The sequence below is a fragment of the Roseovarius indicus genome, assembly GCF_008728195.1.
GTDB lineage: Bacteria > Pseudomonadota > Alphaproteobacteria > Rhodobacterales > Rhodobacteraceae > Roseovarius > Roseovarius indicus.
Genome location: NZ_CP031598.1, coordinates 2,787,724 through 2,801,233, shown reverse-complemented (window position 1 = coordinate 2,801,233; position 13,510 = coordinate 2,787,724). Strand labels below are relative to the sequence as shown.

15 protein-coding genes are annotated in these 13,510 nt (G+C 66.1%); 5 read left to right on the top strand and 10 right to left on the bottom strand.

The window, feature by feature from the left end; all coding sequences use genetic code 11:
• The first annotated feature begins 39 nt into the window (after window positions 1-39).
• Together RIdsm_RS13245 and RIdsm_RS13240 are read left to right on the top strand one after the other, a co-directional pair.
• Entirely contained in the window at window positions 40-495 is a 456-nt protein-coding gene (locus tag RIdsm_RS13245; RefSeq protein WP_057815497.1) for an iron-sulfur cluster assembly scaffold protein, read from the top strand.
• Between the two features lie 28 nt (window positions 496-523).
• Window positions 524-718, top strand: coding sequence for a hypothetical protein (locus RIdsm_RS13240; RefSeq protein ID WP_057815499.1), 195 nt, complete (start codon window positions 524-526; stop codon window positions 716-718).
• Window positions 719-927: 209 nt separating this feature from the next.
• Here the strand turns inward: RIdsm_RS13240 and RIdsm_RS30735 are convergent, their stop codons facing one another.
• The 5 genes from RIdsm_RS30735 to sciP all read right to left on the bottom strand — a co-directional run bounded on the left by RIdsm_RS30735 (window position 928) and on the right by sciP (window position 6,627).
• Window positions 928-1,050 carry a hypothetical protein gene (locus tag RIdsm_RS30735; protein WP_268793840.1) on the bottom strand — a complete coding sequence of 41 codons (123 nt, stop codon included), beginning with the start codon at window positions 1,048-1,050 and terminating at the stop codon, window positions 928-930.
• Window positions 1,051-1,220: 170 nt separating this feature from the next.
• On the bottom strand, window positions 1,221-3,311 hold the full coding sequence (recG, locus tag RIdsm_RS13235) for an ATP-dependent DNA helicase RecG (protein WP_057815501.1): 2,091 nt from the start codon (window positions 3,309-3,311) through the stop codon (window positions 1,221-1,223).
• Window positions 3,308-5,428, bottom strand: a complete 2,121-nt coding sequence (ligA, locus tag RIdsm_RS13230; protein ID WP_057815503.1) for an NAD-dependent DNA ligase LigA — start codon at window positions 5,426-5,428, stop codon at window positions 3,308-3,310. Before ligA ends, recG begins: the two co-directional genes overlap by 4 nt.
• Window positions 5,429-5,526: 98 nt before the next feature.
• A complete protein-coding gene (ctrA, locus tag RIdsm_RS13225) occupies window positions 5,527-6,243 on the bottom strand; it encodes a response regulator transcription factor CtrA (RefSeq protein ID WP_057815505.1) in 717 nt (238 codons plus the stop codon).
• A gap of 90 nt (window positions 6,244-6,333) precedes the next feature.
• Window positions 6,334-6,627: a CtrA inhibitor SciP gene (gene sciP / locus RIdsm_RS13220; RefSeq protein WP_057815508.1), complete on the bottom strand. Its 294-nt coding sequence runs from the start codon at window positions 6,625-6,627 to the stop codon at window positions 6,334-6,336.
• Window positions 6,628-6,749: 122 nt separating this feature from the next.
• Between sciP and mnmA the strand changes: the two genes are divergently transcribed.
• From mnmA to RIdsm_RS13205, 3 genes are all read left to right on the top strand, one after another.
• On the top strand, window positions 6,750-7,886 hold the full coding sequence (gene mnmA, locus RIdsm_RS13215; protein WP_057815510.1) for a tRNA 2-thiouridine(34) synthase MnmA: 1,137 nt from the start codon (window positions 6,750-6,752) through the stop codon (window positions 7,884-7,886).
• A gap of 110 nt (window positions 7,887-7,996) precedes the next feature.
• Window positions 7,997-8,482, top strand: a complete 486-nt coding sequence (locus tag RIdsm_RS13210) for a hypothetical protein (RefSeq protein ID WP_143100332.1) — start codon at window positions 7,997-7,999, stop codon at window positions 8,480-8,482.
• Window positions 8,483-8,585: 103 nt separating this feature from the next.
• Complete coding sequence (locus tag RIdsm_RS13205; RefSeq protein WP_057815514.1) at window positions 8,586-9,605, top strand: ornithine cyclodeaminase family protein; 1,020 nt, start codon at window positions 8,586-8,588, stop codon at window positions 9,603-9,605.
• Here RIdsm_RS13205 and lpxB read toward each other — a convergent pair.
• The 5 genes from lpxB to RIdsm_RS13180 form a co-directional block, all read right to left on the bottom strand.
• A complete protein-coding gene (gene lpxB, locus RIdsm_RS13200; RefSeq protein WP_057815515.1) occupies window positions 9,599-10,753 on the bottom strand; it encodes a lipid-A-disaccharide synthase in 1,155 nt (384 codons plus the stop codon). The genes RIdsm_RS13205 and lpxB overlap by 7 nt on opposite strands.
• Window positions 10,754-11,560: an LpxI family protein gene (locus RIdsm_RS13195; RefSeq protein ID WP_057815517.1), complete on the bottom strand. Its 807-nt coding sequence runs from the start codon at window positions 11,558-11,560 to the stop codon at window positions 10,754-10,756.
• Between the two features lie 2 nt (window positions 11,561-11,562).
• Window positions 11,563-12,366, bottom strand: coding sequence for an acyl-ACP--UDP-N-acetylglucosamine O-acyltransferase (lpxA, locus tag RIdsm_RS13190; protein WP_057815519.1), 804 nt, complete (start codon window positions 12,364-12,366; stop codon window positions 11,563-11,565).
• A 5-nt stretch (window positions 12,367-12,371) separates the two neighbouring features.
• A complete protein-coding gene (gene fabZ, locus RIdsm_RS13185) occupies window positions 12,372-12,836 on the bottom strand; it encodes a 3-hydroxyacyl-ACP dehydratase FabZ (protein WP_057815521.1) in 465 nt (154 codons plus the stop codon).
• 69 nt (window positions 12,837-12,905) lie between these two features.
• Window positions 12,906-13,508, bottom strand: coding sequence for an OmpH/Skp family outer membrane protein (locus RIdsm_RS13180; protein WP_160325841.1), 603 nt, complete (start codon window positions 13,506-13,508; stop codon window positions 12,906-12,908).
• Window positions 13,509-13,510 lie beyond the last annotated feature (2 nt).

The window sequence follows — 13,510 nt, the reverse complement described above, 5'->3', positions numbered from 1 at the left end:
GCGCCTCTATCTATGGGGGGAACGCGGAAAGGGAAAGCCATGAGCGGCGAAACCGACCTGATCAAATTGTACTCGGCCCGGATTCTGGAGCTGGCGGCGGATATTCCGCATCATGGCCGGCTGGAAGATCCGGATGCGACGGTGAAACGCCGGGCGCCGCTGTGCGGGTCGACCGTGACGGTCGATATCAAGACCGACGGCACGAAGATCACCGATTACGCGGCCGAGGTGAAGGCCTGTGCGCTGGGGCAGGCTTCTGCCAGTATCGTGGGCGCGCATATCATCGGCTGTGACCTGCAGCAGGTGACCGAGGCGCGCGATGCGCTCAAGGCGATGCTCAAGCAGGACGGGCCGACGCCCCCTGCTCCGTTCGACGGGCTGGAGGTTCTGCGCCCGGCGCAGGATTACAAGAACCGGCATGCGTCGATCATGTTGACGCTCGAGGCGACGGTGGAGGCGCTGGAGACGGCGCAGGCGTCGAGTTCCTGCGCCTGACTTTCACGACAAGACCTGACTGACTGCCATGGCCCCCCGCACTGTCTGGACCTTCAATTTCACCGGCTGGATCCTGTTCACCGTGTCGGCGATTGCCTTCACCTGGACGACCTGGACGGCGGGCGACACGGTGGGGCTGATTGCCAGCCTTGCCTTCCTGATCGCGTGCATCTGCTTCATCGTGCCGGTGTGGATTCACCGGCCTTCCAAGACGGAAGATTGACGCGCAACCCTTTGCCCTGACATAAAAAAACCGCCGCACGCTTGGGGGTCAAGCGGCGGCGGAAGGAAGCTCGGTTCCGGTTGCGGCCTGTCCGGTGATCTGGGGGGAGGCAGGACCCCCGGGGACAGTGATCAGGCGCGGCGCATCGAAACTATGGGGACAGGCGATGCGGATAGCGCGACAGGCCAGGAACGTCGCAGGCAGAAGAGTTACAGAAGCCCCGGAAGGTAGAGACCGCCCAGAAGCGTGACCATCAGGGCCGCGCCGCCGACGAGATCGCCGATAAGCGTGTCGCGGGAGCGGTAGGCGGCTGTCTTGAACTGGCTGAGCATTGGGTGGCTCCTTTCCGGTGTGGCTTTGTTGCTTATTTGTTCTCATTTTGGAAAGGGTTTGTAAAGAACTTTATGAGAACATACCGGAACATCTGTGGATAAATGCGGGTAAGGCTTTGGTATGGAACGAAACTTTTTGTTCCTTTTCCGTTCCTGCCTGTGGATAAGTCTTACCCGACGCTGATGAGGCGGATCGCCTGGTCCTGTTCCATCAGCCACAGGAGGATGCGGGCCGCCTGCCCCCGGGCGCCTGTCAGGTCGGGGTCGTCGTTGAGCAGCTTGCGGGCGTCGGACTGGGCCACCGCCATCAGGGCCGCCTGCCCTTCGAGGTCGGCGATGCGGAAGCGTGGCAGGCCGGATTGGGCGGTGCCGATCAGGTCGCCGGCGCCGCGCATTTCGAGATCGACCTCGGCGATGCGGAACCCGTCTTCGGTTTCGCGCATGGTGGTGAGGCGTTTTTCGCCGGTTTCGGAAAGCGGCGGCTGGTACATGAGCAGACAGGTCGAGGCGGCCTCGCCCCGCCCGACCCGGCCGCGGAGCTGGTGGAGTTGCGCGAGGCCGAAGCTTTCGGCGCGTTCGATCACCATGATCGAGGCGTTGGGCACGTCGACCCCCACCTCGATCACGGTGGTGGAGACGAGAACGGAGGTGTCGCCCCGCTGGAAGGCGGCCATGGCGGCATCCTTCTCCTCGGGGGGCATCTGGCCGTGGACGAGGCCGACGACGCCCTCGCCAAGCGCGGCGCGGAGGCGTTTGAACCGCTCGCCCGCGCTGGAGAGGTCGATGAGTTCGCTTTCCTCGACCAGCGGGCAGACCCAGTAGGCCTGTCGCCCCTCGGCGATGGCGCGGCGGAGGTAGTCGACGACCTCGTCCATACGGCCCTGGCTGACCAGCGCGGTGGTGATGGGTTTGCGGCCCGGCGGTTTCTCGTCGAGGATCGAGACATCCATATCGCCGTATTGCGCGAGCGACAGGCTGCGGGGGATGGGCGTGGCAGTCATCACCAGCACGTCGGCCTGGGCCCCCTTGCGGCCGAGTTCAAGGCGCTGGCGGACACCGAAGCGGTGCTGTTCGTCGACGATGGCGAGGCGAAGATCCTGGAATTCCACGTCTTTCTGGAAGACGGCATGGGTGCCGACGAGGATCTGGATATCGCCGGCCTTGAGGGCGGCGAGCTTGCGGCGGCGCTCGGCCCCCTTGTCGCGGCCGGTGAGGATTTCGATGACGACGCCCGCGGCCTCGGCCAATGGGGTGAGCCCTTCGAGATGCTGGCGGGCGAGGATTTCGGTGGGGGCCATCATCACCCCCTGCCCGCCCGCCTCGACCGCGATGAGCAGGGCTTTCAGCGCGACGAGGGTCTTGCCGGCGCCCACGTCGCCTTGCAGGAGGCGGTTCATCCGCCGGTCCTGGGCCATGTCGGCGGCGATTTCGGCGATGGCGCGGGTCTGGGCGCCGGTGGGGGTGTAGGGCAGCGCGTCGAGCACCTTGGCCTGGAGTTTGCCGGTGCCGACGGTGGCCCGGCCCTTGGTGCGGCGCAGCTTGGCGCGGGCGAGGCCGAGGGTGAGCTGATGGGCCATGAACTCGTCATAGGCGAGGCGTTCGCGGGGGGCGTCGGAGGGGCTGAGATCGGCCATGTCCTTGGGCGCGTGGGCGCGGGCGATGGCCTCGTGCCAGTCGGGCCAGCCGGCGCTGGCCTTTTGCGCCGGGTCGATCCATTCGGGCAGCTCGGGCGCGCGGGTGACGGCGGAATGGGCGGCCTTGCCCATGGTTTTCTGGGTGACGCCGGCGGTGAGCGGGTAGACCGGCTCGAAATCGGGGATGTCGCCGGCCTCGTTCGGCGGCAGGATGTGGTCGGGGTGAACCATCTGGGCCATGCCGTCGAACAGCTCGACCTTGCCGGAGACCACGACACGCTGGCCGGTGGGCAGGATGCGGCGGAGGTAGTCGTCGCGGGCGTGGAAGAAGACGAGCTGGAAACTGGTTGCGGCGTCCTCGACATTGACGCGGTACGGGCCGCCGCGGCGCTGGGGCGCGCGGTGGTCGCCGACGGTGACCTCGACGGTGACGGTTTCGGGGTAGTTGGCGCCCTGCACCGTTTCGCGGCGGCGGCGGTCGATGCCGGAATAAGGCAGCGTGAAGAGCACGTCGCGGGGGCGGGTGATGTCGATCGCGGCGAGGGTCTTGGCGGTCTTGGGGCCGACCCCTTCCAGGGTTTCCAGCTCGGCGAAGAGCGGGAAAAGGATGGGAGGGCGGGTGCTCATGAGGCGCCTACGAGGTCGAGCCAGCCGTCTTCGTCGATGATCTCGACGCCCAGTTCCTCGGCTTTCTTGCCCTTGCTGCCGGCACCGGGGCCCGCGACGACGAGGTCGGTTTTCGCGCTGACGCTGCCCGAGACCTTGGCGCCCAAGGCCTCGGCGCGGGCCTTGGCCTCGGCCCGGGTCATTTTCTCGAGCGTGCCGGTGAAGACGATGGTCTTGCCGGCGACGGGGCTGCCCTCCGTTGCCGGGCGGGCGGTTTCCTCGACGGTGAGGTGTCGGGTCAGGCGGTCGATGCTGTCGCGCTCGTTGTCCTGCGCGAAGGCGGTGACGAGGGAGCGCGCCATGACCTCGCCCACCCCGTCTATGCCGAGGAGGCGTTCCCATTCGGGGCCGTCGCAATCGGCGGCGCTGTCCATGGCGGCGGTGAAATCGTCCCAATTGCCGTAGAAGCGGGCGAGAAGGTTGCTGGCCTGTTCGCCGACATGGCGGATGCCCAAGGCGAAGAGGAGGCGGCCGAAGGGGATGTTTCGTTTTTCTTCAATGGCTTCGAAGAGGTTCTTCGCGCTTTTCTCACCCCAGCCTTCGCGGTTCTTGAGTTGGCGTGGGCCCGAGCCGTAGCGCTCTTCCAGTGTGAAGATGTCGGCGGGTTCCTTGATCCAGCCGTCGCGGTAGAATTGTTCGACCTGTTTGGCGCCGAGCCCTTCGATGTCGAAGGCGGCGCGGGAGACGAAATGTTTCAGTTTTTCAACCGCTTGCGCCGGGCAGATGAGGCCGCCGGTGCAGCGGCGGACGGCGTCGCCTTCCTCGCGGATGGCCTCGGAGCCGCATTCGGGGCAGGTTTCGGGGAAGGTATAGGGTTGCGCGTCGTCGGGGCGTTTCGAGAGGTCGACATCGGCGACTTTCGGGATGACGTCGCCGGCGCGGTAGACCTGCACCCAGTCGCCTTCGCGGATATCCTTGCCGCCGCGGATTTCGTTGCCCTTGCTGTCGCGGCCGGCGATGTAATCCTCGTTATGGAGCGTGGCGTTGGAGACGACGACGCCGCCGACGGTGACGGGGGTCAGGCGGGCGACGGGGCTGAGGGCGCCGGTGCGGCCGACCTGGATGTCGATGGCCTCAAGCCGGGTCCAGGCGAGCTCGGCGGGGAATTTATGGGCGATGGCCCAGCGGGGGGTGGTGCTGCGGAAGCCGAGGCGGCTCTGCAGGGCGAGGTCGTCGATTTTGTAGACGACGCCGTCGATATCGTAGCCGAGCTCGGCGCGGAGTTGCTCGATCTTGGCGTATTGGACGAGCATTTCGGATGGCCCGTCGCAGAGTTCGGTGAGCGGATTGGTCTGGAAGCCGAGGTCGGAGAGCCGGTTGATGGCGGCCATCTGGGTGTCGGCGAGCGGTTCGCTGACCTCGCCCCAGGCATAGGCGAAGAAGCGCAGCGGGCGGCTGCGGGTGATGGAGGAGTCGAGCTGGCGGAGGGAGCCGGCGGCGGCGTTGCGGGGGTTGGCGAATTGCTTGTCAGACCTTTCGGCCTGCCGCGCGTTGAGCGCCTCGAAATCGGCGTGGCTCATGTAGACCTCGCCGCGGATTTCGAGCACGTCGGGGGCGCCGTCGATCTTGACGGGGATGTCGTCGATGGTGCGGGCGTTGGCGGTGACGTTCTCGCCCACCGCGCCGTCGCCGCGGGTGGCGGCCTGCACGAGCTTGCCGGACTCGTAGCGCAGCGAAAGGCTGAGCCCGTCGATCTTGGGCTCGGCGGTGTAGGTGAGTTTCGCGTCGTCGCCGAGGCCGAGGTAGCGGCGGATGCGGGTGTCGAATTCGGTGATGTCGGCGTCGTCGAAGGCGTTGCCGAGGCTGAGCATGCGCACCGCGTGGGTGACCTTGGCGAAGGCTTCGGAGGGCGCGGCGCCGACCTGGTCTGACGGGCTGTCGGCGCGTTTGAGATGGGGGAAACGGTCTTCGATGGCCGCATTGCGGGCCTTGAGGGCGTCATATTCCGCATCGCTGATGCGGGGCGCGTCTTCGGTGTGGTAGGCGGTGTTCGCCTCGGCCAGTTGCTGCGCCAGGTCGGCCAGTTCTTTCGTGGCCTGTTCCTCGCTCAGGTCGTCGACCTCGGGTTTCTGCGCCATTCTGCCCCTCCGCATGCATGGGGCGCGGCCGGCCAACCCGCGCGCCCCGGACTTTCGATGCAAGTGATAGGGCGACGCGGCGGGCGCGTCCAGAGAGGTCAGGCGCCTATGGCGATCGGCCTGTCCCCGTCGGAGGCGGGATCGGGATCGCGGAGCACGTAGCCCCTGCCCCAGACCGTCTCGATATAGTTGGCCCCGCCCGTCGCCTCGGCCAGTTTCTTGCGAAGTTTGCAGATGAACACGTCGATGATCTTGAGCTCGGGCTCGTCCATGCCGCCATAGAGGTGGTTGAGGAACATTTCCTTGGTGAGCGTCGTGCCCTTGCGCAGGCTCAGAAGCTCGAGCATCTGGTATTCCTTGCCGGTGAGATGCACCGTCTTGCCTTCGACTTCGACCGTCTTGGCGTCGAGGTTGACGTTGACCTTGCCGGTGCGGATGACCGATTGCGAATGCCCCTTGGAGCGGCGGATGATGGCGTGGATGCGCGCCACGAGTTCCTCGCGGTGAAAGGGTTTCGTCAGGTAATCGTCGGCGCCGAATCCGAAGCCCTTGATCTTGCTTTCGGTGTCGTCGGCGCCCGTCAGGATCAGGATCGGCGTGTCGACACGGGCCATGCGCAGCTGTCGCAGCACGTCGTGCCCGTCCATGTCGGGCAGGCCGAGATCGAGGAGGATCAGGTCATAATCGTAGAGCTTGGCGAGGTCGATGCCCTCTTCGCCAAGATCGGTCGTGTAGACGTTGAGATTGGCGTGGGTGAGCATCAATTCGATACTCTTCGACGTGGTCGGGTCGTCTTCCACCAACAGCACACGCATGACGGTCTCCGTAATAACTTCTTTTCCGGAGACGAGTAGTGACTAAGAATGGTTAACTACAGGTTACCGAGAATGAAATAGTACCGGTCTCTACTTTTGGTTGTCCACGGCTTTGTGCCCCGAAAGACGATTTGTCGCTTTCAGACCGGCCTCGCCATGGGTCGAAAGCGCGCTCTCCCATTCGAGGAATTCTTCCTGGCTGAGACCATAGCGCGCGAGGGCCTCCTCGCGGCTCAGCAGGCCGTGAAGGACGCCGCGCACCACCGCGTGCTTGCGCGAGGCGACCCAGCGGCGCGTGTCGGGCGGCGGCAGGTCGGCCCGTGTCATCATCGTTCCATCAGGCAGTTTCACGGCCCTTGGCCCCGGCACTTTCTTCAGATACATCACTCTCACCCTTACCTTTCATGGGCCGGAGTGTTGCCGCAGCCGCTTAACGCGCGGTGAAACCGGGACTTGAGAGTGTGTTGCATTTTCCTATATTCCGCGGAACCGGACCGGAGAGAGACATGGCGCTCGACACTGAATTGAATTCGCTGGGCCTGCCCAAGGCCCCTGCCGACACGCGCGTCGTCGTGGCGATGTCGGGCGGCGTGGATTCATCGGTCGTGGCGGCGATGCTGGCCGAGGAAGGCTATGACGTGGTCGGTGTGACGCTGCAATTGTATGACCACGGGGCGGCGCTGGCGAAGAAGGGCGCGTGCTGTGCCGGGGTCGACATTCACGACGCCCGCCGGGTGGCCGAGGAGATGGGCTTTCCGCATTACGTTCTGGATTACGAGAACATCTTCAAGGACGCGGTGATCGACGAGTTTGCCGACAGCTATCTTGCCGGGGCGACGCCGGTGCCGTGCATCCGCTGCAATGAACGGGTGAAGTTCAAGGACCTGCTGGAGACGGCGAAGGACCTCGATGCCGATTGCATGGCGACGGGGCATTACATCCAGCGCAAGCTCGGCGATGCCGGGGCGGAGCTGCATTGCGCCGAGGATGCGAACCGCGACCAGAGCTATTTTCTGTTCTCGACTACGCCGGACCAGCTCGAGTATCTGCGTTTCCCGCTGGGGCACCTGCCCTCGAAGGATGCGACGCGGAAGCTCGCGGCGCGGTACGGGCTGGCGGTGGCGGACAAGCCGGACAGCCAGGATATCTGCTTCGTGCCGAACGGGAATTACGCGTCCGTCATCGAGAAGCTGCGGCCCGGTGCGGCCGAGCCGGGGCAGATCGTGCATGTGGATGGCCGGGTGCTGGGCGAGCATGAGGGCGTGATTCATTATACGATCGGGCAGCGCCGGGGCTTGGGTATCGGCGGGCTGTCGGAGCCTTTGTACGTGGTGAAGCTCGATGTGGACGCCAAGCAGGTGATCGTGGGGCCGAAGGAGATGCTGGCGACCCGCGTGGTGCCGGTGCGCGAGATCAACTGGCTGGGGGACGAGGCGTTCACGTCGCGGGACGAATGGCATGTGTCGGTCAAGGTCCGCTCGACCCGGCCGCCGCGGGAGGCGATCATCCGGCCGCTCTCTGAGACGGAAGCGGAGGTGGAGCTGCTGACCGCCGAGGAAGGCGTGTCGCCGGGCCAGGCCTGCGTGTTCTACGAGACGGGCGGCAGCCGTATCCTGGGCGGCGGGTGGATCTGGCGGGGCTGAGAGGGTTCCGTGACGTTAGCCGGGCCCGAGACGCCGCCGCGCTTGCCGGACATGAAGAACAGCTTACAAGGGAAAGTCTCACATAGATACTTTCCTGATAGGTGTTTTCCGTGCGCATCCGCTTTCTTGCCTGCCTGCCCTTTGCCCTGGTTCTGACCGCCTGTGGCGCCGATATCTCCTCTGAACCGGTGCAGTTTGCGCTGAAGCCCGGCGTCGACCCGGCGTTCATCGCCACGACCACGACCAAGCCCTTCCGAACGCAGGTGACCGATGCCGAGGGCAGCTTCATCCGGCAGGAAGACGGGGTGACCTGCGTCCTGGAATCGAAGGAGTTGAAGGCGACGCTGGTGACGCCGGCGAAGGTGGCGTTTCCGATCACGCGGGGCCGCGCCTCGCCGATGCAGGTGCGGTGCCTGAGCGAGGATTACATGGCCGAGGGCGTGATGTATCCGGGGCTCAGCGGGACGATCGTGATCGGACCATCGCTGGCCGGGGTTGCGGCGGCCATGGTGTCGGCCGGGGTGGCCGATGCGCGGGATCGGTGGGCTTATACCGACAAAACCGTCTGGATCACGTTGCAGGAGCGCGGCGAATAGGCATTCGGCGCGCCGGACGGGAAAACTGTGCATTTCCGGGTTGCCGCGGCGGGCCGCCGCTGCCAGTGTCTTTTTGTCCATACATAATAAAAGGCCCTGCCTCATGAGTTCCCCTGCCTCCACGCCGCCCGTTTACCTCGATTACCTGAACCGCTTCGATATCGAGGCGCTGGGGTTCACCGATGCCGAGATCCTGTCGGCGATCGAGGATTCGCTGAGGATGCAGGGCAAGGGCGAGACGTCGATCGAGCCGCGGATGCATATCCGGCCGCGGGCCGGGGTCGAGGGGCATTTCAACGTGCTGCGCGGCTGGATTGGTGGCGAGATCGACAGCGCCGGGACCAAGGTGGTGGGCGATTTCGTCGACAACTACAAATCGGGGCGGCCCTCGGAATACGGGCTGTTGACGCTGTTCGACCCGCGGATGGGGGCGCCCAAGGCGCTGATCGACGCGACGGGGATTACCGAGATGCGCACCGGGGCGATCACCGCGCTGGGGGCCAAGTACCTGGCGCCGGAGAAGCCGAAGGTGCTGGGCCATATCGGGGCGCGCGGGACGGCTTATTGGAACGTGCGGCTGCTGTGTCACCTCTTCGATTTCGAGGAGGTGCGGGTGCATTCGCGGCGGCCGGAGAGCCAGGAGGCGTTTGCGGAGCAGTTGCGGGCCGACCTGGGGCGCGAGATCACCGTGACGAATGACTGGAAGTCCTGCCTGCAAGATGCTGATATCGTTGTGGAAGCGTCACGCCTGTCGGAACCGCAGCCGCTTCTGAAGACCGAGTGGATCAAGCCCGGCGCGCTGGTGGTGCCGTATGGCACCATGTCGGCGGTGGAGCTGAACCTGACGGATATCATGGACAAGGTAGTGATGGATGACTGGGGCCAGGCGCATGGGGTGTTCGGCGCGCTGCGCGAACACGTCGATCAGGGCAAGCTGACGGCGGAGACGCTGCATGCGGAGTTGGGACAGATCGTGGCCGGGGTGAAGCCGGGGCGCGAGAGTGCCGAGGAGACGATCCTCTTCTGGCATCGTGGACTGTCGCTGTCGGATATCGCGCTGGGGCATGCGATGCTGGCCAAGGCGAAGGACATGGGCGTGGGGCAGCGGCTGCGGTTCTACTGAAGGTGCTTCAGCACGGCCTTCGCGGCGCGGAGGCCGGGGGCCTCGCCGTCTTTGCCGAGGCGTTCCATGGTGAGCTTCATCGCGTCGGGTTGGTCGCCGGGATCGTCGAGCAATTCCAATAGCTTGGGGGCGATAAGCTCTGGTCGGCACCGGGCGCCGTTGAGTTCGGGCACGGCGCGGGTGTCGGTGACGAGATTGACCAAAGTCAGCGTGTCGATCTTCAGCATGCGTTGCAGGATCATCCGGCTGATCGGGTGAACGTCATAGGCGATGAGCATCGGCGTGCCGGCCGCGGCCAGTTCGAGCGAGACCGTGCCGGAGGCTGCGAGCGCGCGGTCGGCGGCGCCGAAAGCAGCCGCCTTTTCAATGGTATAGACCTGGGAGCTGCGGCCATCGGGTGCGATGACGAGCGGCTCGCCGGGCCAGTCGGCGGTGAGCTCGCGGATCTGGTCGGCGCGGGCCTCGGTGGCCGGGACGACGATGCGCAGGTCGGGGCGCGCACGGCAGACCTCGCGCAGCGCCTCGCCGAAGATGGGCGCGAGCTGGGCCACCTCGCTGCGGCGGGAGCCGGGAAGGACCATGAGGAGCGGCGCGTCGCCGAGGCCGCGGTTTTCCCGGAAGGCGGCGATCTGGCCGGGGGTGGCCTGTGGTTCGCTGACGACCGGGTGGCCGACGAAATCGCACTCCATCCCGGCGGCTTCCATGTAGGGCGGCTCGAACGGCAGGAGGGCGAGCACCTGGTCGATGTGGCTGGCCATGCGTTGGGCGCGCTTGGGGCGCCAGGCCCACACGGAGGGCGCCACGTAATGCACTGTTCTGATGGAGCTTTTCGCCTTCACGATCTTGGTGACGCGGAGGCAGAAATCGGGGCTGTCGATGGTGATCAGCACGTCGGGATTCGCGGCGAGCACCGCATCGGCGGCCTCGTGCAGGCGGCGGCGGAGGTGGGGGTATTGCTTGAGCACCTCGACCAGCCCGTGCACGCTGAGGTCGTCCATCGGGAAGATCGAGTTGAACCCTTCGCCCGCCATCATCGGGCCGCCGATGCCGATGAACTCGACATCGGCGGAAAGCTGTTTCAGCCCGGCCATGAGCGCGGCGCCGAGCCGGTCGCCCGAGGCCTCGCCCGCGATGAGGAAGATGCGCATCTAGATATCCGCTGCGAGAAGGAAGAGGCCGCTGTCGCGGGCGGCCTGAAGTGTGGTGTCGCGGTCTAGGATCATGACCTTTTCGGCCTCGATGACGAGGCCCGCAAGCCCGGCGCCTGCGGCGGACTCGATGGTGCGGGGGCCGATGGTGGGCATGTCGATGCGCAGGTCCTGCCCGGCCTTGGCGGCCTTGACCAGCACGCCGCGATAGTCGCGGCGGAACTGCGGGGGAGTGCCGGCCACGAATTGCAGCAGCGCGTCGGTGCCCTGGACGGTTTCGATGCCGAGGCACTGGCCACCGGCGACGACGCAGCCCTGCCCCACGTCGAGCGGCGCGATGCCTTGCAGGATTTCGGTGGCGCGGGTGATATCGGCCTTAGTCGTCTCGTCGGGATCGGGGCCGACATGCAGGCCCGCCTCGGCGGTGAGCGAGGGCAGAACCTGGTGGGCGCCGACGACGGAGAAGCCCTGTTCCTCGAAGACCTCGATCACGGTTCGCAAGAGGCCATCGTCGCCCATTTGCAGCGCCGCCATCAGGCGCGGGGCCAGCGCCGCCATCTCGGCGTCGAAGGCCGAGGGGTCGAGCGCGGGGCGCACGAGGGAGCCGGCGAAGACCATGCGGTCGACGCCCGCCTCTTTCATCGCGGCGAAGAGCGTGCCGATCTGTTCGAGGCGGTGGCGGTGGGATTGCCCTTCCAGCTCGCTCGGGATGCCCTCGAGCGTGATGATCATGGCGTCGGGGTTGGCGCGGGCAATGGCCACGGGCAGCGCGCCGGCGCAGGCAAGGATGGCAAGCTTTCCGGACATGGTCAGATCGAGCCCGGGGTCAGGAAGGAGCGGTCGGAGCCGGCGGTGATGAAGTTCACGATCTGGCGGACATAGTCGCTTTCGGTCTCGTCGCCGAGGCGGCGGGCGCGTTCCTGGAAGCTGCCCTCGCCCTGGGCCAGCATCTGGAAGGCGGCACGGAGCGCGGTGATGTCGGAGCGGGCGACGCCGCGGCGCTTGAGGCCGACGAGGTTGAGCCCGTCAAGCTCGCCCCTTGGCGCCTGAACGAGGCCGTGGGGGATGACGTCGTTGGTGACCATGGTGACGGCGCCGATGATGGCCCCCTGCCCGATGCGCACCCATTGGTGGACGCCGGAGAGGCCGCCGATGATCACGTCGTCCTCGATCAGGCAATGGCCGGCCAGCGCGGCGTTGTTGACGATGATGACCCGGTTGCCGACCTGCACGTCATGGGCCACGTGGCAGCCGGCCATGAAAAGCCCGTCATCGCCGACACGGGTGATGCCGCCGCCGCCCTCGGTGCCGGTGTTCATGGTCACGTGTTCGCGGATGCGGTTGCGGGCGCCGATGACCAGCCTGGTCTTCTCGCCGCGGAACTTGAGATCCTGGGGGATCTCGCCGATGCAGGCGAAGGGGAAAAGGGTGGAGTCTTCGCCGACCTCGGTGTCGCCGCTGATGACGACGTGGCTTTTCAGGATGACGCCATCGCCCAGCTTCGCGTCCGGTCCGACATGGCAGAAGGGGCCGACCTGGCACCCCTGCCCCAGCTGGGCGCCGGGTTCGACCACCGCGCTCGGGTGGACCTCGGTTTCACCGCGTTCGCTCATGCGGGTCACTCCTTGGGCATGTCGACCATGGCGGTGAACTCGGCCTCGCAGGCCATGTCCCCCTCGACCGAGGCCTTGCCGCGGAACTTCCAGACCTTGCCGCCGGGGCGGCCGCGCAGGGTTTCGATGTCGAGCGCCAGCACGTCGCCGGGTTCGACCATGCGGCGGAACTTGCAGCTTTCGATCGACATGAAATAGATCAGGACGTTCTTGTCCTGCAGGCCGAGATGGGCACCGACCATGACGGCCGCGGTCTGGGCCATCGCCTCGACCATGGTGACGCCGGGCATGATGGGCTTCTGCGGGAAGTGGCCCTGGAAATGGGGCTCGTTCATGGTGACGTTCTTGATGCCACGGGCCGATTGATAGCCGTTCATGTCCACGACCTTGTCGACGAGCAGGAACGGGTAGCGATGCGGAATCAGCCGCTGGATCATGTTGATATCCGCGGTTGTCAGCGGCTCGGTCATCGTCTGTCCTTTCGGTAGGTCGCGTGCGGTTTCCCTATCAAGCGCGACCGGTCTGGGCAAGCGCGGGGGTTATTCGCTGCCGCTGTCGGCGCCGGGCTCGGGCGTGGTCTCGGGCGCGCTGTCGCTGCCGGGGCGGCCGTCGCCGAGGGCGCGGTCGATCCGGGTGATGGCGGTGTCGGTCACGTCGATGCTTTCCGACCGGAAGAGCACGGTGCGTGCGTCGAGCACCACCACGCCGCCGGCCTCGCGCATGACCTCGGTCACGATCGGTTCGACGGCGCGCAGGAATTGCAGCGGCAGGCGCTCGCGGTCGCGTTCGAGGTCGACCACGCGGCGTTCGCTGTCGCGGCGGATTTCCTGGACCTTGGCGTCGAAGGCGTCGGCGAGGTCGCGGAATTCCTCGGGCGAGGTTTCGGCGCGCAGCTCGGTCAGGCGTTTTTCCTCGGCTTCCAGCTCGGCCTCGAGCTTGCGGTTGCGGGCGGCGAGTTTCTCGCGCTCGGCCTGGTGGTCGGCCACCATGCGCTGGCCCAGCTCGGTCTGTTCGAAGAGACGCTCGGGATCGAGGACGAGGATGTCGTTCTGGACGACACCCACGTCCTGTGCCTGCGCCTGTGGCGGTCCGAGGCAGATCAGAGCTACAGCCGCAATTGCAAGGCCGCGCAGGCAGGTCAAGT